Below are 23,804 nucleotides of genomic sequence, written 5' to 3' on the forward strand. Positions count from 1 at the left end.
CCTGCCTTTCCCGGCTAGTCCGTTGCCCTTGGCGGGAACTCGGTTTTTGCTGCGCCATTGGCGTTGAGCTGGAATATCCGCTGCGGCTGCCCTTGTTCATTGAAAAACACCTGGCCCAGGCCTGCGCTGTTCCATAGCCGCTCGCCGGCCTTGCTGTGCGCGGGCGTACGTGGAATGACTTCCATCTGGCGACGCTTGGTCAGCCAGTTGAGGGGAGAGCGGGGTGAATACAGCCAGCGGTTCAGGCGGTCGAATATATCCAGCAGGCGCCGCGGAAACTCGTTCTTGATGCCGCTGCTGGTGATCTGCCACAAGTGCGGGCTGCGCTGGCGGTGGCGGATCAGTACTTCATAGACAAACGAGTAATGCACATCGCCCGACAGCACCACGTAATGCCCCGGTGTGCGCGAATGTCGGAAGATGTTCAGAATCACCTGGGCAGCGCCGCGGTGGGCCATCCAGTTCTCGGCATCGACCAGCAGGGGATAGCCTAGCCAGCTGAACGCCCGCTGCACCGTCTCGATCAGCTTGACGCCGAAGATGGGGGCGGGCGACACGATGATGGCCGAGGGGTGGTCGAGCAAGGCTTGCTGCAGTTCACTCAAGGCCTCCCAGTCGAGCAGGCCGGACGGCTTCTTGAAGTTGCTTTCGCTACGCCAGCGGCGAGTTCGGGTATCGAGCACCAGCAGTGGCGGATTGCTTGGCAGTACAAACTGCCAGCCCTGGAAGCGCAGCACGTCCTCGATCAGGGCATCTTGCAATGGAGCATCCAGGGGCTGGTCGGCCAAAGCGCTCTGGCTCAATGCCTGGCATTTGAGTATCAGGTGTCGGCAGGCGTCGGGGTCGTTGCCCCAGCCTTGGCACAGCAAATAGGCGAGCAGTGCATTGCCGATGATGCGTTTGGAAAACGGATGACCGTAGGCGGTCTCCTCCCATTGCGCCGACAGGTTCCAGTCATCGGTAATGTCGTGGTCGTCGAAAATCATCAGGCTTGGCAGGTGTGCTAGCACCCGGGCGACCCCGCCCAGGCCGCTGACGAAGCCCAGGATCAACTGCTGCTCCTGCTCGAAGCGCTCCTGACGCTGCTCGGTGAGCCCGGCCGGCATCTGCACGTCGACCAGCGTCCACGGTACCGGCGACCACACCAGCAGGTACATGGCCATGACCTCGGCAAAAGTCACCAGGTGATTGTCGGCATTGCTGCTGGTGAAGATCGGCTTGCGTGCGCCACCAAAAAAGCGCTCGCGCAGGGTTTCGTTGCTTTCCAGTGCAGGCAGCAGGTCAGCGCGGTGGTAATAGCTGGCGGCGTGCCGGTAGAGCGCCTGGCTGTCATCGACCACGGCGCCCTCCAGTTGCTCGTCAAACAGCTCCAGTCGCTCGATCAATGCATGAATGGCGCGCAGCATGGGCCCGGCGACGTCATCGGCATACACCTGGTCGCCACTCATCATCAGCAGGGCCGGGCGCGCCGTGGGGTTGGTGCATTCCATCAGCAGGCGGTCTGCACACAGCAAGCCGTCGGCGGCAGGGTGGTGCGGCTTGCGACAGGAACCGTGGAGCAGATGTTCAAGGCGTGAACGAAGGACGAAGCTCGGCTGCCGGGCGCCGTCGTAGAGCAAGTGCGGGGCCCATTGGGCGATGCCTTGGGGGCCGGCATCGGTTTGCAGGATCAGGTCATAGTCGATCTGCTCATCGCAGGGCAACGGATTGTCGAGGTGAATGTCGATCAGGTGTACGAAGGCCTGGCGACCGATAGGCATGACCTGGCAGTCGATGCTGGGGGTAATGCCTGTAACACTCAACGCCAGCGCTGGCTGCAGGGGCTGCGAGGCGACCAGCCAGAACACCATCCGTTGTGATTCGAGGCGGCGCAACAGGGGGCCGGCCAGTACGGCGGGTAGTGCAGAAAGTTCAGGCATCAGATCTCTGAAAGCAAAGTCAAAAGCATCGCGGGTCAAGCCCGCTCCTACAGCCGGTAGGAGCGGGCTTGACCCGCGAAAAGGAAAGAATGCTCCGCATTCCTCGCCTCAGTGGCAAACCCGATTTGTATCAGGCTTTTGCAGCCAGCAAAGCCTCAAGTTTTTCCTGGTCCCGTGCAAACTGACGAATCCCCTCGGCCAGCTTCTCGGTGGCCATGGCGTCTTCGTTGGATGCCCAGCGGAACTGCGCCTCGCTCAGGTGCTGGCGTGGCTCGCCCTTGTTGCCCGGCTTGAGGGTGCGCGGCAGGTCGCCCTGGTCGTCACTGAGCTGTTGCAGCAGTTCGGGGCTGATGGTCAGTCGGTCGCAGCCAGCCAGTTGCTCGATCTGGCCAATGTTGCGGAAGCTCGCGCCCATGACCACGGTGTTGTAACCGTTGGTCTTGTAGTAGTCGTAGATTCGCGTCACCGACTGCACGCCCGGGTCTTCGGCGCCAACATACTCCTTGCCGGTGGACTTCTTGTACCAGTCGTAGATACGGCCCACGAACGGCGAAATCAGGAACACCCCGGCGTCGGCACAGGCTTGTGCCTGGGCAAACGAGAACAACAGCGTGAGGTTGGTCTGGATGCCTTCCTTCTCCAGCTTCTCGGCGGCCCGAATACCTTCCCAGGTCGAAGCCAGCTTGATCAGCACGCGGTCGCGGCCAATACCGGCCTTGTCGTACAGCTCGATTAACTGGCGGGCCTTGGCCAGCAAGGCAGGTTCATCGAAAGACAGCCGGGCATCGACTTCGGTAGAGATACGCCCCGGAATCACCTTGAGAATGCCGGCGCCAATGGCCACGGCAAAGGTGTCACAGGCAAGGCCGACATCGCCCTTGCCGTGTTCGACCGACTGCTTGAGCAGATCTGCATAGCCGGGCATCGCTGCGGCCTTGAGCAGCAGCGAAGGGTTGGTGGTGGCGTCGACCGGTTTCAGACGGCTGATGGCATCAATATCACCCGTGTCAGCAACTACAGTGGTGAACTGCTTGAGTTGTTCCAGCTTGGAGGTCATGGGCGTGCTCTGTCCTGTGCGGTGGATCGACATTACCCGAGCGTTGCCAGCCGCTCAAGGGCTGGCAGGTACGCCGGGGCAAAGGATAAGACTTCGAGTCCGCAAGTGGGCACAGGTTCCGGAGTCAGCGCCCCTGCAACAGCTCGCCGGCCTGATCGAGCAGTGCCAGAGGGTCGTTGGTCTTGTGGATATCCACCGACAGCAACTGACGGAACTTGCGCGCCCCCGGGAAGCCCTGGCCAAGGCCAAGGATGTGCCGGGTCACATGGTGCATGGCGCCGCCCGATGCCAAGTGCGCGGCGATATAGGGGCGCAGCTTGGACAGTGCCTCACTGCGGCTGATCACCGGCGCCTGGCTGCCGAACAACTGTTGGTCAACCTCGGCCAGCACATACGGATTGTGGTAGGCCTCGCGGCCAAGCATCACCCCGTCGAACGTCTGCAGATGCTCCCGGCACTCGGCCAGGGTCTTGATACCGCCGTTGAGCACGATCTCCAGATCAGGGAAGTCGGCCTTCAGTTGTGCAGCTACGTCATAACGCAGCGGTGGAATTTCGCGGTTCTCTTTTGGCGACAGCCCTTCAAGAATCGCAATGCGTGCATGCACGGTAAAACTGCGGCAGCCGGCATCATGCACCTGGCCAACGAAATCACACAGCTCGGCATAACTGTCGCGCCCGTTGATCCCGATACGATGTTTTACCGTTACCGGAATCTGCACCGCATCTTGCATCGCCTTGACGCAATCGCCTACCAAAGCCGGGTGCCCCATCAGGCAGGCGCCGATCATGTTGTTCTGCACCCGATCGCTAGGGCAGCCGACATTGAGGTTCACCTCATCGTACCCGGCATCCTGGGCCAGCTTGGCGCAGGCCGCCAGATCCGCCGACACACTGCCGCCCAGTTGCAAGGCCAGGGGGTGTTCGGCTTCGTCATGGCGCAAAAAGCGCTCGGTATCGCCGTGCAACAGGGCGCCGGTGGTGACCATCTCGGTATAGAGCAGGGCGTTGCTGGAGAGTAGGCGCAGAAAGAATCTGCAGTGCCTATCAGTCCAATCCATCATCGGCGCAACGCTGAAGCGGCGGGAGGGCTCAGAACGTGGATTTACAGAAGTTGACGCAGTAGTGGCTGGCATTGGTGCTCGGGATCTGTCGCGGTAAGCCGGCATTCTACCAAGAGCGCGTGGGATTCGCCTGTCAGTAGTCGCAAGTTCGTTGGCCGCCAACAATCAGTAGTGCCGGAGGCGCTCGGGAGGAAAATGAGTGTTGGGGGGCAGGGCTGTCACAAAAACCTCTTTTTGTGCCGTTATGATCCACGCCTTTAAGCGGCGGGTTGAAAACGAGGCCAAATATCAGCCCGACCTTGCGACCAATTCTCACTCACGTGAACCACTTCGAACATTCGTGCCGCCACGCGCCGCTTTGGGTTTTCCCTGGCCGGTCATACCGCGTATCATTCCTACAATATTTCTGAAGATTTCCTACGTGATGCGTGTAGGCCATTAGCCTTGCACCCTTTCTGTGCGCAGCAAGGCAAGCTCCAGATAACAATGATCCGCAGGTGACGTTTAACGACTTGCCAAAAGAATATGGCCTGGCACGCCGGCTGTCCGATGGATGGGATGGTGCCCGGAAGAGTTTTAAAGGAATGGGTTTTGACAAAGCGTAGACAGGTAGCAATTGTTGGTTGTTCTTTCCGTTTTCCCGGCTCTACCACGAGCAGCTTCTGGCAGAACTTAATGGCCGGGCGGGACCTGGTTACCCAGGTCGACGCCTCGCGCTGGGACCATGCCGAGTTCCTGCACCCGGACAAAGCCAACCCGGCTACCAGTTATACCTTCGCAGCCGGCACCCTGGGCGACGTCAGTGCATTCGATGCGGGCTTCTTCAATATCTCGCCACGCGAAGCGGCGGTGATGGACCCGCAGCAACGCATGTTGCTGGAAATGTGCTGGGAAACTTTCGAGAACGCCGGCGTCAAGCCGTCCAGCCTGCGTGGCAGCAATTGTGGTGTGTACCTGGGCATCGCCGCGGTGGAGCAGGCCTATCGCCTAGTGGAAGACATGGCCTCGATCGACGCCGCCACCGCCACTGGCAATACCATGAGCATTGCGGCCAATCGCCTGTCGTTCTTCTACGACCTGCGCGGCCCGAGCATGGCTATCGATACGGCCTGTTCGTCTTCGCTCGTGGCCTTTCACCAGGCCTGCCAGGCCATTCTCAGTGGTGATATCGATCAGGCTGTGACTGGCGGCATCAGCCTGCACATGCACCCGTTCGGTTTCATGATCTTCGCCAAGGCCTCGATGCTGTCGCGCACCGGGCGTTGCCACTCCTTCGACGAGAGCGGTGATGGGTATGCGCGCTCCGAGGGCGGTGGTTTGTTCCTGCTCAAGGACTACGACCAGGCCGTGGCCGACGGCAACCCGATCCTGGCCGTGGTCGCCGCCAGTGCGGTGAACACCGATGGCCGCAAGTCGAGCCTGACCCTGCCCAATGCCGATGCCCAGGCCGCGCTGCTCAAGCACGCTTACGCCAAGGCCGGTATCGATCCTTCGCAGCTTGATTACCTGGAAGCGCATGGCACGGGTACTGCGGTGGGTGACCCGGTCGAGACCCGCGCCATCGGTGAAGCCCTGGGCCAGGTCCGTGGCGCCGGCAATCCGTTGCCGATCGGCTCGGTCAAGAGCAACCTGGGCCACCTGGAAGCAGCCTCCGGTGTTGCCGGCCTGATGAAGGCGCTCAATTGCCTGATCGAACGCAAAGTGCCGGCCACCATCGGTGTCGAGGAGCTCAACCCGAATATTGCGTTTGCCGACCTTAACCTCAAGGTCGTGACCCAGACCCACGCACTCAAGCCAGAGGGCCAGTTGACCGTCGGGGTCAACTCCTTCGGTTTCGGCGGCGCCAACGCGCACGTCATTCTGCAAAGCCCTGAGCCGCTTCCGGCGTCTGCCGCACCGACCCAGGCGCGCCGCCTGCCATTGATGCTCAGCGCCAAGGATACCAACGGCTTGCGTGCCACCGCCGAACGCTTTGCCGACTACCTGGCCGCGCACCCCGAGGCCAATTACTACGACGTGGCCTACCAGGCCATGTTCCGTCGTGACGCCCACTCGCATCGCTTGCTGCTGATCAGCGCCGATCCGGCCGAGGCCGCCCAGGCGCTGGCGGACTATGCCGACGATCCGAGTCTCAGCGAGCTGAGCTCGGTGCTCGAGGCCGGCCAGGCGCTGGACAAGGTCCAGGGGCCGGTCTTCGTCTACTCCGGCAACGGTTCACAGTGGCAGGGCATGGGCAGCGCGATGCTCGGCAACCCGCTGTTCGAGGCTGCCGTGGCTGAAGTCGATGCCATTTTCCAACCGCTGGCGGGCTATTCGCTGCGCGCCGAGCTGCTCGGTGAAAACGGTGAAGACCGCTACGTACGCACTGAAATCGCCCAGCCGGCGCTGTTCGCCTTGCAAGTGGCGGTCACCCGTGTGTTGGCAGCCCAGGGATTCCATCCGGCGGCAGTGATTGGCCACAGCGTGGGTGAAGTGGCCGCTGCCTGGGCCTGCGGTGCATTGAGCCTGGAAGACGCCACACAGGTCATTTTCCACCGCAGCCGCCTGCAGGGCCTGACCCGTGGCAGCGGCCAGATGACCGCCGTGGGCCTGTCGGGCGAAGCCACCGCCGCCGTGCTGGGTGAGCAGGGCCTGGACAGCCAGTTGGTAGTCGCCGGCGAAAACAGTGCCCGTGGCGCCACGGTCGCTGGTGGTGTCGAGGCGTTGACCGCGCTTGAAGAGGTGCTCACCGAGCGTCAGGTGTTCGCCCGCCGCCTGGGCCTGGACTATGCCTTCCATTCCCCGGCGATGAACCCGATCGAACAGCAGGTCATTGCTGACCTTGCACACATTCAGCCGCGCAGCGGCGATATCCCGTTCTACTCGACCGTCGTTGGCGGCGAGCTGGACGGCCAGCGCCTGGACAGCCGCTACTGGTGGCAGAACATCCGCTTCCCGGTGTTGTTCCAGGGCGCGATGGACGCCTTGGCGGGGCAGGGCTTCAACCTCTACGTCGAAGTCGGTCCGCACCCGATCCTGCGCGGTTATGTCACCGACGCCCTGAATGCGCGCGAGCTCGCTGGCCAAGTGATCGGCACCTTGCTGCGCAAGGACAACAGCCCGGCGTTGCTGGAACGTTGCGTGGCCAAGCTGCTGATTGCTGGCGCCGAGCCGGACTGGCAGCCGCACTTCCCGGTGGCCGGCAACAACCTGCGCCTGCCGAACTACACCTGGCAGCGAGACCACTTCCAGCTGCCGGTCAGCGCCGAATCCTTCGGCGTACTGCAGCGCGAGCGTGTACACCCGCTGCTGGGCTATCCATTGGCCGACCGCGCGCTGACGTGGGAAAACCGTCTCGATACACAACTGTTCCCCACCTTGGGCGATCACAAGGTCGGTGAGTCGGTGCTGTTCCCCGGCGCCGGTTTCACCGAGCTGGCATTGGCGGTGGCCTTGCTGCACCAGCCGGGCGAGTTCGTCGATATCGAAGAACTGGAAATTCATAACCCGTTGCTGCTCGGCAGCGAAGGCAGCAAGAAAATCCGCGTCAACGTTGAAGAGGCAGACGGCACCTTGCGCGTTACCTCGCGCACGTTGGCCCAGCGTGAAGAGTGGGTGCAGCACGTGGTGGCGCGCCTGCCGGGTGAAGCCCGTGGCGTGCTGCTCGGTGGTCGTGCACCGGCACTGCCGCAGCGCCCGGCGGACTTCACCGGCGAGCAGCACCTGGCGCTGACCTGCGCGGTTGGCCTGAACTACGGCCCGGCCTACCAGGCGGTATCTGCCGTGTGGGTAGAGCCTGCGCGCGTGCTGGCGCAACTGAGCGTGCCTGATGCCATCGCTGCTGAACTGGCCTCGCTGCACCTGCATCCGGCCTTGCTCGACGGCGCTTTCCAGTTGATCACCGAACTGCTGGTCAGCCAACCGGGCAGCAACAAGGGCCTGGCGTTCATTCCGGTCAAGTTCGGTCGTATCGCCTTTGCCAAGGCCGGCGGTGTGCCGTGCCTGGCTGAGGTCGTGCAGCTCAAACGCACCGAGCATTCGTTGCTGGTGGATTTCACCCTGTTCGATGCGGCCGGCGAAGCCGTGCTGTTTATCAAGGATGCGCGCTTCCGTGGCGTGCGCCTGCAGCGAGACCGCTCTGGCGACATCAAGCGCATGGCTCACGTCGGGGTTGTTGCACCGGGCCAGGTCGTTCCAGTGTTGCGTGAGGCCCAGGCCTGCACGCCGCTGGTGGGCCACCTGCAAGGGCTGGGTGACGAAGCCGTGCAGGCGCGTTACCTCAATGAAGTCGAGCCGTTGCTCGACGCCCTGTGTTCCAGCTTTGTCCTCGACCTGATCGAGCAGGCCGGCGGCCAGTTGAGCGCCGAGCAGGTTGCCCTGTGGTCGCAGCACGAAGGCGTGCCCGGTGACTACCTGGCCACCTTGCTGCGCCATGGCCATGACGATGGCAGCCTGAGCCGTGATGCCGACGGCAACTGGCAGATGGTCGAGGCGGGCGAGCGTCCTGCCTCCGAGGACATCTGGCAGGAGCTGTTCAGGAGCTACCCGGAACACTTCCAGATCATTCATTCGGTCGGCCGTATCGGCCGCCACTTGCCGACCCTGCTGGAGGGTACCCAGGCCCTTGAACAACTGCTGCCGCGAGAAACAAGCGGGGCCAACCTGGTACGCCTGGTACTGGGTGCAGCGGGCCAGCAACGCCTGCTTGCCGGGGTGCGTGAGACCCTCGCCCAACGATTGGCCACTTTGCCGGCGGGTCAGCGCTTGCGCGTACTGGAGCTCGGCTTTGGTGGCCAGTCCTTTATCGAGTCGCTGTACGCGGGTATCGACTTTGATCGCATCGACTACAGCTACTGCGTTCAGGAGCCGGAGCTGGCGCAGATGCTGCGCGACGATTGCCCGGCGCTGGATATCATCGGCTTTGATCAACTGGCCGATGCCCGTGTGTTCGACTGGGTGCTGGCGCCCACTGACCTGGCGGCGCTGGACAGCATCGGTGAAGCCTTGCGCCAGGCCGCGAGCCGGCTCAGTCCGCACGGCCAACTGGCCTTGCTGGCGCAGCACCCGGCGCGCTGGGCCGACTTCGTCTTCGGTGCCCAGGCCGGCTGGTGGCTGGCGGGCCCGCAACAGGCGTTGTCGCGGCAGCAGCGGCCATCGTTCTGGCTGCATGAACTGCAGCGCCACGGCCTGACCCTGACCCACACCCTGGAAGCCTTGCCAGGCACTGCCTGTGGCAGTTACCTGTTGCTGGCCGAAAATGCCGACAGCAAATGCGCACCCGCATCCGACGTTGCGATGCAACGCTGGGCCGTGCTGGCCGAAGCCGGGCAGGGCGCCGCTGCGCAATTGGCCCAGGCCCTGCGCGAGCAAGGCCAGCAGGTCAGCCTGCTGCTGCCAGGCGATGCGCAGGCGCTGGCACAGCAGCTCGCTGCATTGGACCAGGCACCGGAGCAGCTCCTGCACCTGGTCGGGTTCGATACCGACCATGGCCTTGATGGCCAGGGCCTGCGCTGCATGCAGGCGGCTGCTCTGGTCCAGGCGTGCGAGTCGCTTGGCATGGCGCCGCAATGCTGGCTGTTGACCCGCGGCGCTGCCACTCACCTGTACGCTGGTGAGAACGCCGGGAACGTCGATGCCATCGCCGATGCTGCGTTCTGGGGCTTCGGCCGCACCTTGGCGAACGAGTCGGCCAGTTGCAAGGTCCGCCTGCTCGACCTGGCCTTCAGTGCACCGATCGACAGCCTGCTGCCAGCGCTGTTGCACGCCGATAGCGAGACCGAGCTTGCGATCACTGCCGATGGCCAACGCTACGTACCGCGTTTGCGCGTGTTGCACGATCAGGCCCAGGTAGTAGGTGATACCGACAAGCGCATCAGCTTGGGCTTCGACCTGCCCGGCCAGTTGCGCAACCTGCGCTGGGAAGTGCGCGAGCCGCGCCTGCCTGCCCCGGACGAGCTGGACATTGCCGTGCGGGCCACCGGCCTGAACTTCCGCGACGTGATGTTCGCCCTTGGCTTGCTGTCGGATGAAGCCATCGAAAACGGCTTCTCCGGGCCGACCCTGGGCTTTGAGTTCTCTGGCGTGGTGCAGGGCAAAGGCGCCGATGTACTTGGCGATTTCGCCCCGGGCGACCGTGTGGTGGGCTTCGGACCGTGCAGCTTTGCCAACCGCCTGGTGACCAACGCCAACGCCGTGGCGCGCATTCCGGATGGCATGTCGTTCGAGGCGGCGGCGACCATTCCAAGTACATTCTTCACCGTCTACTACGCCCTGCATTACCTGGCGCGCCTGGAGCCAGGCGAGAAGGTGCTGATCCATGGCGCCGCCGGTGGCGTGGGCATCGCTGCGATCCAGATCGCCAAGTGGTGCGGCGCGGAGATCTACGCCACCGCCGGCAGCGACGAAAAGCGCGATTTCCTGCGCCTGCTCGGTGTCGACAAGGTGTTCGATTCACGCTCCCTGGCCTATGCCGACGAAGTGCTGGCGATGACCGGCGGGCGAGGCGTCGACGTGGTGCTCAACTCCCTGGCGGGCGAAGCGATCAACCGCAACCTGCGGGTGCTCAAGCCGTTTGGCCGGTTCCTGGAACTGGGCAAGCGTGATTTCTACCAGAACACCCGTATCGGCCTGCGTCCGTTCCGCAACAACATCAGTTACTTCGGTATCGATGCCGACCAACTGATGAGCGAGCGCCCGGACCTGACCCGACGCCTGTTCGCGCAGATGATGGCGCTCTTCGAGCAGGGCATCCTCCACCCGTTGCCGTTCCGCGAGTTCGATGCCAACCAAGTGGTCGAGGCCTTCCGCTACATGCAGCAGGCCCGGCAGATCGGCAAGATCGTGGTCACCTATGGCAACCCGATCGAACAACTGGTGGAAACCCGCCAACAGCCGGTTCAGCACCTGCAGCTCAGTGCTGATGCCACCTACCTGGTCACTGGCGGCCTGGGCGGTTTCGGCCTGCGCACGGCGCAGTGGCTGGTGGATAAAGGTGCGCGCCACCTGGTGTTGCTCGGCCGCCGTGGCCCGGCCAGCGTCGAGGCGCAACCAGCCCTGGCGGCATGGCAGGCCCAGGGTATCGATGTGCAGGCCCTGGCCTGCGATATCACCGACGCGCAGCAGCTGCGCGCTGTATTCGAACGCATCAATGCCAGCGCTTATCCATTGCGCGGCCTGGTACATGCGGCCACGGTGATCGATGACAGTCTTATTCGCAACCTCGATGCCGAGCAGTTGCAGCGTGTGCTGGAACCCAAGGCCAAGGGTGCGCAATACCTGCACGAACTGACCCGTGAGCTGGCATTGGACTTCTTCGTGATGTTCTCGTCGGCCACCACCCTGTTCGGCAACCCCGGGCAGGCCAACTACGTGGCGGCCAACCATTGGCTCGAAGCCCTGGCTCGCCATCGCCGCAGCCTGGGGCTGGCAGCTACCGCCGTGCTCTGGGGCGCTATCGACGACGTCGGCTTCCTGGCCCGCAACGCGCAGATCAAGGATGCCCTGCAAAGCCGTATGGGCGGTGCAGCCCTGCGGGCCGAGGTGGCGCTTGCGCACCTGGAGCAGATGCTGCTCAAGGGTGACGATGGTGTCGGTGTGCTCGAGCTGGAATGGAAGGCCTTGTCGCGCTTCCTGCCCAGTGCGGCGACACCGCGCTTCGTTGAGCTGGTCCGTGCCCACGGCGGCGAACAGGACGACGACAACGACGCCGAAGACATTCAGCGCATGCTTGCCGAGCTTGACGATGAACAAGTGCTGGAGCGCTTTGTCGAGCTGCTCAAGCACGAAGTCTGCGAAATCCTCCGGTTGCCGGCCGCGCGCCTGGACACCCAGCGCCCGCTGCAAGAGTTGGGGCTGGACTCGCTGATGAGTGTCGAGTTGGTCGTCGCGCTGGAAGAGCGTTTCGGCATTCGCTTGCCGGTCATGGAGCTCAGCGAAAGCTCCAGCATCGACAAACTCAGCGTGCGCATTCTGGAGTTGCTGCGCGGTGATGGCGGGGCCAACGAAGCGTCGGCACCTGCCGCCGTTGCCGAGAACGTACTGGCCCGCCACGGCAGCGAGCTGAGCCGTGAGCAAATCGCTGAACTTAACGCCGAGCTTGCCGATAACACTGCAGTCCCTAACCGTTTGATTGAGTGATGTTTGATTGAGTGATAGTCCGATGACTGCAAAAACGCCCACCGGCCTTGGCGCTGGTATCAAGCAGCGGCTGATCCAGCAAGCACTGGAACGCCGTCGCAGCGAGGCGGGCGATACGGCCGGCGGCGCGACCCTGGAGCAGGCACAACAGGCGGCGCTCAAAGTGCCCGAGGCGTTCTACCGCTTCGACCAGCACCCCGGCTATCAGCAGTTGCGGGTGATGCAGCAGAGCGCTGCCCGTCTGGGTCTGGCCAATCCGTTCTTTCGTATGCACGAAGGTACGGCGGGTGCAGAAACTTGCATCGGCAGCCGCGAGTACATCAACTTTGCCAGTTACAACTACCTTGGCTATTCAGGTCACCCGGTAGTGGCCGAAGCGGCCAAGGCCGCGATTGATCGCTATGGCACCTCGGTGTCGGCCAGTCGGCCAGTGTCGGGTGACCGCCCGTTGCACCGCGAACTGGAGCGTGAGCTGGCGAACCTCTATGAGGTCGACGATGCCGTGGTGTTTGTCAGTGGCCACGCCACCAACGTCACCACCATTGGCTACCTGTTCGGCCCGCGTGACCTGGTGCTGCATGACGAACTGATCCACAACAGCGTGCTGCAGGGCATCCAGTTGTCGGGGGCGCGGCGCTTGAGCTTCGCCCATAACGACTGGCAGGCACTGGACCGGGTTCTGCTCGAACAGCGCCAGCACTTCGAGCGGGTGCTGGTGGTGGTCGAAGGCATCTACAGCATGGATGGTGACTACCCGGACCTGCCGCGTTTCGTCGAACTCAAACGCAAGCACAAAGTCTTCCTCATGGTCGACGAGGCGCACTCACTGGGGGTGATGGGCGCGACCGGCAAAGGCATTCGCGAGCATTTCGGCCTGGCGGGTGATGACGTCGATATCTGGATGGGAACCTTGAGCAAGACCCTGGCCAGCTGTGGCGGTTACATTGCTGGCAACACGGCGCTGGTGGAGCACCTCAAGTTCCTGGCGCCGGGGTTTTTGTACAGCGTGGGCATACCGCCTTCGGTGACCGCTTCGGCGCTGGCGGCGCTCAAGTGCATGGTGGGTGATCAGGGGCGTGTGCAGACTGTACAGGCCCGTGGCGAACTGTTCCTGCGCCTGGCCAAAGCGGCCGGCCTGGATACCGCCACCAGCACCGGGCTTGCGGTAATCCCGGTGATTACCGGCAGCTCGTTCAAGGCAGGGCGGTTGTCGAGTGCGTTGTTCGAGCGCGGCATCAATGCGCAGCCGATCCTCTACCCGGCAGTGCCGGAGAAGGCGGCGCGGGTGCGGTTCTTCGTGTCTTGCGAACACACCGAGGAACAGATCATCAGCACCGTGGCCATCGTCGCCGAAGAGATGGCCAGACTTTCGTGATGTATCGCGGGGCGAGGCTGCTCCCACCCCACCGAGCGACTGCTGCGCAGTCGATCGCAGCCTCGTGCCTCGGCAGCGGCTACAGATTACCGGCGTAGCCGCTGGCGACAGCCTGCGATCGAGCGCACAGCGGTCGTGCTTCAAGACAATTGCACCTACCAGGCGACTGCTGCGCAGTCGATCGCAGCTTCGTGCCTCGGCAGCGGCTACAGATTACCGGCGTAGCCGCTGGCGACAGCCTGCGCTCGAGCGCACAGCGGTCGTGCTTCAAGACAATTGCACCTACCAGGCGACTGCTGCGCAGTCGATCGCAGCCTCGTGCCTCGGCAGCGGCTACAGATTACCGGCGTAGCCGCTGGCGACAGCCTGCGATCGAGCGCACAGCGGTCGTGCTTCAAGACAATTGCACCTACCAGGCGACTGCTGCGCAGTCGATCGCAGCTTCGTGCCTCGGCAGCGGCTACAGATTACCGGCGTAGCCGCTGGCGACAGCCTGCGCTCGAGCGCACAGCGGTCGTGCTTCAAGACAATTGCACCTACCAGGCGACTGCTGCGCAGTCGATCGCAGCCTCGTGCCTCGGCAGCGGCTACAGATTACCGGCGTAGCCGCTGGCGACAGCCTGCGATCGAGCGCACAGCGGTCGTGCTTCAAGACAATTGCACCTACCAGGCGACTGCTGCGCAGTCGATCGCAGCCTCGTGCCTCGGCAGCGGCTACAGATTACCGGCGTAGCCGCTGGCGACAGCCTGCGATCGAGCGCACAGCGGTCGTGCTTCAAGACAATTGCACCTACCAGGCGACTGCTGCGCAGTCGATCGCAGCCTCGTGCCTCGGCAGCGGCTACAGATTACCGGCGTAACCGCTGGCGACAGTCTGCGCTCGGCCGCGAAGGTCAGATGTACGGCTTTTCGTAAGCGTTCAGCGCTTCGATAAAACGCCAGTGGCTGCGCTTGTCGAATCCCATCAATTGCTTCAGGCGAATGTCCCATCGCATGTGATGGTTGGCAATCCACGGCAGGGCGAACAGGTGGGCGCCGCGCCAAGGGATGAACGGGTTGCGCCGCAGGCTCGCGTAAATTTCCACCCGGTGGCTCGGGCGCAAGCTCGGGCAACGGGCATGGAAGCCCGATGTATCCGCCACCACCAGCGTATTGGCCGGCACCGAAAAACGTCGCGGCATGGGCAGGCCAAGCCCGGTCAGTTCATGCTCGTGAATCCGAAACGATCCCTCGCGGTGCATCTGCTCCGGCGAGCGCGCGGCATTCAGGCTCTGGCGGTATTCCCAGGCCAGGCGCTCCGGTGTCAGGCGATGAGAGCCCGGCACGTAGCTGAACGGTCCCTGGTCATCTTCCACGTCATCCAGGAACAACCACGCCTTGGCCGTCGGATGGAAGGTGTCGGCATGCAGGCGGGTTTGCGGGTCCTGCTCGGCATTGACGCCGTCGATCACGATCGACTGCAACTGGTACGTGATGCCGCCAGTGTTGGACGATGCATAGGCGATCAAGTCGCGCACGCTGCGGTCGGCCACGAACGCGGCGCTGGCCGGGTTCTTCTCCAGCACATCCAGATCAAGGCTCACGCGTCGGGTCACGGCCTTGCCCTGGCGCATCTCCCAACCGGTGCTGCGCAGGTTGCCAAGCTCGGCCCGCAAGGCGGCGAACTGCTCGGCAGGCAAGGCGTTTTCACGGACGAAAAAGCCCTGCTCCTCAAAGTGTGCCAGCTCACCCGCTTCCAACCTTGGCGCCAGCGCACGGCGACGCATCGCCGCCATCCCCATGGCCAGTTGACGACGCTGCACGTGCAGGCCCAGGGCATTGAGCCGGGCGCTGCCCAGCACAGGGTTGTTCTCGAACGACTTGGCGTGGGTCAGCAGTTGCAGGCAATGCCAGGGCAGCGCCGCATAACGGCCCAGATCCTTCAGTGATGCAGGCATGGTCTAATCCTTCAGTGGGACCGCTGTACGGCCGTAGCCGAGCATGGTCCGGGTGTAATTGAGCAGCGGTAGCAGGCGCGGGTGCTGCGCCAGGGGCTGCGGGCGACGGTTCGACAGGCATGTCAGGGCATGCCAGGCATCGCAGGGCAAAGCGTGCTGGGGGTCGGCATAGCGCGCATAGCGCAACAGGGCGCCGGCTACCAACTGGTCCAGGGTCAGGCGCCGGGTGCGGCGCGCAAAAGGCTGGTGGTCATGGGTCAAGCCCCAGCCGGCGTAGAACGGTGTGCCGTGGGTGACGACCTTCAGCCCGCGCAACAGGGCTTCGAAGCCTGAGGTGGAACTGAGGGTATGCACCTCGTCGACCTGGTCGTACAGGCTGGCGATGTCAGCCCCCGGCAGTACTTGGTCGGCCAGTCCGAGCAGGTCATCGGAGGGGGCGTTGCCCCGGCGTTTCCCCGCTTCTACATCCGGGTGCGGCTTGTAGACGATCCAGGCATCCGGGGCATTGGCCCGAACATGGGTGAGCAGTTCGAGGTTATCGTGCAGGGCGCCGCCACTGCAGCGCAGCGAGGCATCGTCCTCCACCTGGCCGGGTACCAGGATCCGGCGTTGGCCGGGGCGGGCGCGAACCTGGTTATCAACAGTGCTCTTGAGGTTGTACTTGCTGGCACCCTGGGCAACGATACGTTCGCGCAGGCGGGCGGCTTCGGCCAGGGCGTCGGCGTAGAAGTCCATCTGTTCGAGCCAGGTCTCCAGGTCGCAGGGGGTGCTGGCATCGAAGTGCATGCCACTGCGGTCGAGCACCAGCGACAGCGCCGGTGCGTTCAGGGCCCCCAGGCCATTGGAACGCAAGAAACCATCTTCGATGCGCCATACCGGCACATTGAGCGCGACGGCACGTGCCTTGAGGTCTGCGGGTTCGCGTGCGGCCCACACCATCACCTTGCCCTGCCTGGCCGCGACATCGGCCACCAGGGTCGGACTGTCTTCGGCGAAGGTCAGGTGACCCCAGCGGCTGCTGAAAAAACGCCGGATGTTGTGTTGCTTGTGACGCTTGACCCCGAGCACGGTGATGCTGCCGGCAAACTCGGCGTCCTGGGCTTTTTTTCGGGCCAGTTGCCGGGCTACGGTGAGTGCATCGGTGAGTTGCCCGGTCAACGGATCGACATAACGGCAGTAGCGGACATAGGCAGCCGCCACCAGTTGCACCAGGTCGGGCCGCGCCGTTCGCCTCGGGATCGGCATGCGGTCGTCGGTCAGGCCCCAGCCTGCGTAGAACGGCAGGCCAAAACAGGTCACCGGTACTCCCTGAATCAACGCTTCAAGCCCGGCCTGGCTGGTGCCGATATACACCCGCCGGGCACGGCGTGCCAGGGATGCCCACGACACTGGCCGGGCTTCCAGGGCGACGCCCCGCGCGGTGGCAGCGGCCAGCAGGCAACTGGGCTTGTGCCCGCCCACGCAGTCGGGATGGATGCGCACGCGCACTTCGGCATCGGGGTTTTCCGCCAGGGCGGCATCGAGCATGTGAACGTAGTCGGCCTCGGTCAGGCCGCCGCCGGGAATCGAGTAGTCGCCTGCTGTCTGGTCTACCACCAGTACCAGTGGCCGCTCGCGCCCCAATGGATCTGTCGGGTCCAGGTCCGGGGCATTGTTGTATTTGCCGATGCCGCTGCTGCGCATCAGCGCAATAAGCTGGCGGGCACTGTTCAGTTCGGCAGGGGTGAGCGCGTCTGGCGCCTGGAGGATGTTCTCCAGTAACGAGGGGCGATCAGCGAGGTAGTGGATGCCCACCGGGTCGACCACCAGCGACATCGGTGTGTCGCCTTCGACACCCAGTGAAGACGAGCGCAGAAAACCGTCTTCGATGGCGATGTAGGGCAACCCCCAGCGCTTGCACAGTACTCGGGCCTGGGCCGAGGAGTCCTTGTAGCCGATGCCGGCGATGGCCTTCAGGCCGTTGGGGGCCTTGCGCCCGCGTCGCCACAACCAACAGGGTGGGCCTTCGGGGCCGAGAAACTGCGGCAGGTGCAGCACTTTCCAGGCCACCCACTGGGACATCACGCCAATCCAGCCTGGGCCATTCACCAGCGGCTGCAGGTCGACCTTCAGCTCGCTCACAAGGCTGGCTCCGCGAGCCGGTGCATGCTGCGCACGGGCGGGAAGGGAACCCAGCGCTTGCGCAACAGGCGAAAGCCGTTGTGCAGGTAAAGCGCCCGCGCACGGTCGTTGTTCAACGGCACTTCGAGAAACACGTCCTTGAAGCCGTCCGCTGCAGCCTGCGCGCAGCAGGCTTGCACCAGTGCAGAGCCGATGCCACGGTTACGTGCCGGTTTGTTCACGCGCAATCCATACAGCAGAAACGAGTAGCGCCATTCTCGGTATTCACTGAGGCAGAATGCGGCGAAGCGGACCCAGCCTTGAATCCTGCCAAATTCCTGGACAAACGGCTGCACGCGCAGGGCAAAGGGGCCACGCAAGTGATGCTTGAAAGCCACATACCCCAGTGCCTGGCCTTGTTCCATGGCCAGCAATACCCGGTCCCAGTTGATGCAGGTGCCGAGCAGGCGCTGGCGGCAGGCCGTGTTGCCCAGGATGAATGCCAACGAGCCGCGCCCCTGGGTCACCACCCGCTGCAAGGCAGGATCGGCAGTTTGCGCCGGCGCAAGGGTTGACCCCAGCACGATCGTCACCACGACTCAGGCCACGCCAACGACAGCGGCGCGCGCGCGTTGGTGGTGTGCGCAATCGACCAGGCGGCTGGACAACGCCTCGACCCGAATAGGGCTTGGATGCGCGCCGGGCCGGGAGCGGTTGGACCAGATCAGGTAATCGGTATCGCCCGCCGGCGCGCCAATGGCCTGGTAGACATTCGGCAGGATCGGCACGTGGTCGCCGAAGAAGCACAGCAGTGCTTCGTTCGGGTGTGCGAGCAAGGTGTCGCGCAGTTTACCGAGCATGCGGTCGGCGTTGGCGATATGGCGCACATAGGGCGCCAGGTCATTCATGCCGGTGAGCAACGGACGGTCGAACCAGTTGGGAAGTTCGTCGGCCTCGACCTGTTCAAGGTGAAGCGGACCATGGTTTTCCATGGTAATGGCGTGGATGAACAGCGGCTGCTTGCGCGTCGGGTCTTGAAGCAGTTCGCGAATCTTGTCGGCCACGGCACAATCGCCAATGAAGGGGCCGGCTTTTTGCGTGCTGTCAAAGCTGCGTACGTCGATGAATTCATCGAAACCCAGCGCCGGCAGCACTTTGTTGCGACCGTAGAAGCTGCCGTTGTACGGGTGAATGCAGACCGTGCGATAGCCCTTGGCCTTGAGGTGCGCAGCAATGCTCGGCAAGCCCTGGCGCGCCAGTACCCGGTAGGGGTTGAAACGGTGTACGCCAAGGCGATCGCTGGCGATGCCAGTCAGGTAAGCGAATTCGGTACGCACGGTATTGGCACCCCAGGCGGCGACCTGCAGCTTGCCACGGGCCAGGGCCTCACCGGCAAGGCGGTCGTACTCGCTCAGCACCTGGGTTTTCACGCCAGGCCACAGGTCGCGCACATCGAAAAACGATTCGCTCTGCACCGACACCAGGTCGGGAAGGGGCGCGGCAACGGGCCCGTGAGCAGGGGTGTTGAACGCCGAGCCCAATGCTGCGCGGTCAACCGGCGCGCGGGCTGCCCAGTAGTAGCGCCACAGGCTGGCAGACAAGCCCCAGCGTTTTACGTCCGCCTCGGCATCGAAGCTCGGCACCTGGCGACGATGGCCAAGCTTCAACAGCAACAAACTACCCAGCCCCAGCCAGAACGCCTCGATACGGCCACCCGGCACAGGCGCCTCGAACGTCAGCCCGGCCCACAGGTAAGCAACAAACCCCAGGGCCAGCAGCGCTGCCTTGCCGAAGCCAAAAAACGGTAGGTACAGCCGCGGAAAGCGCACCGCATCGCTGAAGTATTCGAAGTCGGCGCACACAAACGGCTCGCGCAACGAGTGGTACTTGGCGTTGCTGACCATCACGATCAACAACCATAACAACAGCACGTTGACGCCACTGAACAGTGGGCGGGCGGTCATACCGTACAGTAACACCAGGCACGCGCACCACAAGCCGCTGTGCAGCAGCCAGCAACCCAACGGGCGGCGCAGATTCGGGCGAGGGACCAGCAGGCGCTCGACCAGCACGGTGAGCAGCAGGCCGATAACGCCGACCTGCAGGATGGACAACTCAATCACTGTAATTCAGACCACGCAGGATGAACGAAGAAAGGCGCTGCGGGATTACCCCCAGCAGCCAGGTACCGAAACTCAGTGGGAACGGAAAACTGATGCGTGCCTGGTCCGCGGCCAACCCGCGCTTGATGCGCCGGGCGGCTTTTTCGGCCGTCCACAGGAACGGTTTGGGGCCGGGCATTTCGAAGCACATTTTCGATTCGACGTAGCCGGGGATAATCACGTTCAACTTCACGCCCTGCGGCGCCAGCCAGTCGCGCATGGCTTCGCCATACACCCGGATTGCCGCCTTGCTGGCACTGTAGGTTGGCGTTACCGGCAAGCCGCGCCAGCCCGCCAACGAGCTGAACAGGGCGATCTGCCCGTGGCCGCGGGCACGCATGGCCGGCAAGGCCGCTTCCACCGTGGCCAGCGCCGCCATCACGTTCACTTCTAGCAGGGCGCGGCTTTCATCCCAGCACTCGGCTTCACCGTTGCTGCCCACCGCCGTGTTGAGGCCGGCACCGACCAGTACAAGGTCGGGCTGCTCGGCATCGCTGACCCGGCGCACCATGGCGCGTAGCGCGTCCAGGTCGCGTACGTCCAGCGCCTCGAGCAACACGCAGGCGCCCAGGGCACGGCATTCATTGGCCATTTCTTCCAGGCGGTCCAGGCGGCGGCCTTGCAGAATCAAGGTCACGCCTGGCGCGGCATAGGCCGGCGCCAGCGCGCCACCGATGCCGCCGGTGGCACCCGTGATAAGGATGCAGCGGGGTGAAGAGTGGTGCGTCATAGGTAGTTTTCGATTCTTGAAGTTTTCGCCATCAGCACGTCCAGGCAGTTGCTCACGGCCATGTCGATGCCGCAGCGGGTGTAGAAGCCGCCGTTGACCTGCGTGGTGTGGATGACGGTGTTGCGAAAGTGGTGGAACAACGCCATGTCTGGCGCTTCAGGATGCTGCCAGAAGTCGTCCAGGCTGCCTTGTTGGGTGAGCCCCGGCATGGCGTAGATCGGGTTGGCCAGGGCGAAGGTCGGGCGCTTGTGCAGCAGTGCCGATGCACCTGCGGTGCTGTTGACGGTAATCATCCCGGCAATGTGCGAGAGCAGCGTCGGCATGTGCCCGGTGGCCAGGAAGTCGACCCGGTCACTGACACCGTACTGCTTGGCCAGCGCCTGGGTGATGCGCTGGTAGTCGACCAGGCCCGGGCTCAGCGGGTGGTTCTTCACCAGCAGGCGTGCCGCCGTGGGTGCGTGCGCGGCGAACGAGGCAATCACATGGTCGATCACTTCAAACATATTGGCGAACGGCGAGTGGTCCTTGATCTGGGCATCGCTGTCCAGTTGCAGCGGCAACAGGAACGTCGGACGGTGTTCGCGAGCCACTTCGTCTACCAGCTGATTGGCGCGGCGCGTGGCAAACAGTAAGCGAAGACCTTGGCGGATAAACCCGGCGTACTCCATGGCCGCGCTGTACGGCGCATGGGTGCGGTAGTGGGGGAAGCACACTTTGTTCAGCGCCCCGCCGCTGTGATAAAGCATATCGTGGGCGGCCCGAGACACAAACGACAGCTTGAATGCATTGCCATTGCCGTAACGGACAATGTGCTTGCCGACGTCGCGGTACCAGTCGGGGTCCCGTGGCAGCAGCGAATTGTTGTTTACGCCGTCGCGCTCCAGGGTGATCCAGTAGGGCCGAAAATACCCTTCCTCGAATACATGCACACGGATGCCCAGGCGACGCGCCAGGGCCACCGCTGGGCGATGCACCGGGCGGCAGTCGCCGAACAGCACCAGGTCGGTGACGTCCAGTTGGCGAAAGCGCTCGCTGTAAAAGGCCTCCAGACCATCGGGGCTGGCCGAATAAGCGGTGCGCGAGCCTGCGCTGTACAGCACATCACCGACATTGAAACTGATGCTGTTCACGCACTGGTCGATGGCCCGCAGGGCCTTGGCCAGCCGACTGAAAAACGGCGAGCTGACACCCTGTAGAAACAGAAAGCTGTTGCGCGGATGAGGTGCTAGAGGGCGAAGCGTTGCTCGCGCCTTCAGCTTCTCAGGCGTTTCAAGCCCAATAAACTGCTCAAGCGCTGAATCAAGTCTTGCCATCTGGATGTTGCTCCGGGCTGCGGTAACGTGTGCCAATGCTGTAATTCGTAAAGAGCCTGTTCGGCGGTGGTGAAGCGATTGGTGATGCGGCTGACGTAGGTGGGGTAGAGCAGCAGCGTGCCGGCTACCAGCTCATCGAGGCTCAGTTGCCGTGCGCGTCGGGCTTGCACGTCGTCGTGCAGGCCGCGGTCGAGGGTCAATCCCCAGCCGGCGTAGAACGGCTGGCCGTAGGTGGTGACTGGCACGCCGCGCAGCAAGGCTTCGAAGCCGGACTGGGACGTCAGCACATGCACCTCGTCGACGGTATCGAGCAACTGTTGCAGCGGTGTGTCGCCAATGACCTCATCGCACCAATGCACCGTCTGGGCTTCGTCATCGCCCCGCGCCCGGGTGCCCGCCAGTACTTCCGGGTGCGGCTTGTACAGCACCCAGGCATCGGGGTTGTCCTTGCGCACGGCCTGCAACAGTTGCAGGTTGCTGCGGATTCGAAGGGCGCCGAAGCGGATCGAAGCGTCGCCTTCCACCTGGCCGGTCACCAGGATTACCCGTTGTACGTTTGCGGGGCGCTGCCAGGTACTGCCGGGCAGGTTGTATTTGGTGATGCCTGCCTGGCAGATGGCCAGGCGCAGTGCTTTTGCTCGATCAACCAGCGCCAGCTCGAAGGGCTCGGTACGCAGGATATGTTCCAGGCGCGAGGGGCGTGTGGCGTCGTAGTAGATACCCAGGTCGTCGACCACCCAGGACAAGGGGCGAGCCTTGCCTGCGCCCAGGCCTACCGAGCGCAGGAAGCCATCTTCGACGCGGTGGACCGGGTGAGGGTGCGCACTGAGGTCGGCGTCGTGCTTGCAGCCCCAGGACACCACTGGATGCCTGTCGGTAAGTGGATGCTCTGGTTTGACGAAACGAATGGCCGTACCGTCGAAGAACAGCTTCACCAGTGGTTCTTTCCAGCGACTGAAGCCAAGCATCTGCACCGTGGTCGGCAGCATGCTGCGACGGCGCCGTTGCAAGCCGAGCCAGTTGATCAGCACTTCCGGGCTGCAAGGCTGGCCGCGTTCGGGGCAAACATAGCGGGGGTAGCCCACAAGGCTTGCATGAATCAACTGTGCAAGGCTTGCCGGCATGCGTCGGGACGGTGCCGGAAGGCGGTCATGGGTCAAGCCCCAGCCGGCATAGAAAGGCATGCCCCAGGTATGCACAGGTACGCTCCACAGCAGCGCATCGAAGCCCAGTTGTGAGGTCATCACGTACACGGCGCGCATGCGCGGCAGCAGCTCGGCCGGGTGAACATTGCGCGACAGCACCTGCACACGAGGGTGGCTTGCCAGTGCCTTCAGGTCGAAATGCCCCTGCTTGCGGCCGGCAACGACATCCGGATGAACCTTGAGCAGGACCGTACTGGTGGGGTAGCGCTCCAGGGCTGCACCAAGCATCGCCATGAAGTCGTCCGGGCCAGCGCCTTGCAGCGAGGCATCACCGAAGGTCTGGTCGGCGACCAGTACGCAGTCGTCTGGCAGATCGAGAGGCTCGATCCGGGCGTCGTTGTACTTGGATACCCGCTGTTGCTGCCATAGCTGTTGCAGCGCCAGGGCGCGCTCACTTTCACTGGCAGTCAGGGGGGCGGCGATCAGCTGTTCCAGGCGCGAAGGAGCGCTGGCATCGTAGTAAATACCCACGTCATCGACGATCAGCGACAGCGGTGGGTCATCGGCACCCAGGCCTACGGAGCGCAGAAACCCGTCTTCCAGGGTCAGGATGGGCTTGTTGTTTTTCGCCGCGATGGCCATCGCCTTGTGCGCGCTGGGTTTGCGCCCCCAGGCCATGATCTGCTCGGCCTGCTCTGCATCGGCCACGGTGCCGTTATGCAGCGCGAAATCGGGCAGCAGCGAGGGCAGCGTGGTAATGCGTTGAGCACCTTTGGACAGGATCAACAAGCGCGGGCGAGGAAAAGCGTCATCCATAAACGTGGAGCGAAAATCCATTTGAGTGTGTGGCTGCGCACGGCAGAACCGATAGGGTGGCTATCGGGAAAA

At 63.4% G+C, this 23,804-nt stretch carries 12 protein-coding genes; 2 read left to right on the top strand and 10 right to left on the bottom strand.

The features are described from left to right. Positions 1-14 precede the first annotated feature (14 nt). From ABVN19_RS04685 to dusA, 3 genes are all read right to left on the bottom strand, one after another. Positions 15-1,919 carry an alkaline phosphatase D family protein gene (locus ABVN19_RS04685; protein WP_105642332.1) on the bottom strand — a complete coding sequence of 635 codons (1,905 nt, stop codon included), beginning with the start codon at positions 1,917-1,919 and terminating at the stop codon, positions 15-17. A gap of 130 nt (positions 1,920-2,049) precedes the next feature. Next, positions 2,050-2,976 (bottom strand): transaldolase, encoded by a 927-nt coding sequence (gene tal / locus ABVN19_RS04690; protein ID WP_028945952.1) that lies wholly within the window; start codon positions 2,974-2,976, stop codon positions 2,050-2,052. A gap of 124 nt (positions 2,977-3,100) precedes the next feature. Beyond that, positions 3,101-4,111 (bottom strand): tRNA dihydrouridine(20/20a) synthase DusA, encoded by a 1,011-nt coding sequence (dusA, locus tag ABVN19_RS04695; protein WP_105642301.1) that lies wholly within the window; start codon positions 4,109-4,111, stop codon positions 3,101-3,103. Between the two features lie 519 nt (positions 4,112-4,630). Here dusA and ABVN19_RS04700 point away from each other — a divergent pair. Both ABVN19_RS04700 and ABVN19_RS04705 read left to right on the top strand, forming a co-directional pair. Further along, entirely contained in the window at positions 4,631-12,154 is a 7,524-nt protein-coding gene (locus ABVN19_RS04700; RefSeq protein ID WP_105642300.1) for a type I polyketide synthase, read from the top strand. A gap of 22 nt (positions 12,155-12,176) precedes the next feature. Beyond that, positions 12,177-13,529, top strand: coding sequence for an aminotransferase class I/II-fold pyridoxal phosphate-dependent enzyme (locus ABVN19_RS04705; protein ID WP_105642299.1), 1,353 nt, complete (start codon positions 12,177-12,179; stop codon positions 13,527-13,529). Positions 13,530-14,422: 893 nt separating this feature from the next. Here ABVN19_RS04705 and ABVN19_RS04710 read toward each other — a convergent pair. Genes ABVN19_RS04710 through ABVN19_RS04740 form a run of 7 tightly spaced genes read right to left on the bottom strand, consistent with a single transcriptional unit; the run spans position 14,423 to position 23,732 of the window. Further along, the gene (locus ABVN19_RS04710) at positions 14,423-15,466 is read right to left on the bottom strand and encodes a phytanoyl-CoA dioxygenase family protein (protein WP_105642298.1); all 1,044 of its coding nucleotides are present in this window, start codon (positions 15,464-15,466) and stop codon (positions 14,423-14,425) included. A 3-nt stretch (positions 15,467-15,469) separates the two neighbouring features. Further along, positions 15,470-17,587 (bottom strand): capsular polysaccharide biosynthesis protein, encoded by a 2,118-nt coding sequence (locus ABVN19_RS04715; RefSeq protein ID WP_256585896.1) that lies wholly within the window; start codon positions 17,585-17,587, stop codon positions 15,470-15,472. Next, a complete protein-coding gene (locus tag ABVN19_RS04720) occupies positions 17,584-18,162 on the bottom strand; it encodes a GNAT family N-acetyltransferase (protein ID WP_105642297.1) in 579 nt (192 codons plus the stop codon). The genes ABVN19_RS04715 and ABVN19_RS04720 overlap by 4 nt, the downstream gene beginning before the upstream one ends. 3 nt (positions 18,163-18,165) lie before the next feature. Further along, positions 18,166-19,674: an LTA synthase family protein gene (locus ABVN19_RS04725; protein WP_177431075.1), complete on the bottom strand. Its 1,509-nt coding sequence runs from the start codon at positions 19,672-19,674 to the stop codon at positions 18,166-18,168. A 7-nt stretch (positions 19,675-19,681) separates the two neighbouring features. Further along, the gene (locus tag ABVN19_RS04730) at positions 19,682-20,458 is read right to left on the bottom strand and encodes an SDR family NAD(P)-dependent oxidoreductase (protein WP_105642295.1); all 777 of its coding nucleotides are present in this window, start codon (positions 20,456-20,458) and stop codon (positions 19,682-19,684) included. Then, a complete protein-coding gene (locus ABVN19_RS04735; protein ID WP_105642294.1) occupies positions 20,455-21,771 on the bottom strand; it encodes a capsular biosynthesis protein in 1,317 nt (438 codons plus the stop codon). Before ABVN19_RS04735 ends, ABVN19_RS04730 begins: the two co-directional genes overlap by 4 nt. Continuing rightward, entirely contained in the window at positions 21,711-23,732 is a 2,022-nt protein-coding gene (locus ABVN19_RS04740) for a capsular polysaccharide biosynthesis protein (protein ID WP_105642293.1), read from the bottom strand. Before ABVN19_RS04740 ends, ABVN19_RS04735 begins: the two co-directional genes overlap by 61 nt. Between the last annotated feature and the right edge of the window lie 72 nt (positions 23,733-23,804).

The organism is Pseudomonas vranovensis, assembly GCF_040438935.1.
Lineage (GTDB): Bacteria > Pseudomonadota > Gammaproteobacteria > Pseudomonadales > Pseudomonadaceae > Aquipseudomonas > Aquipseudomonas vranovensis.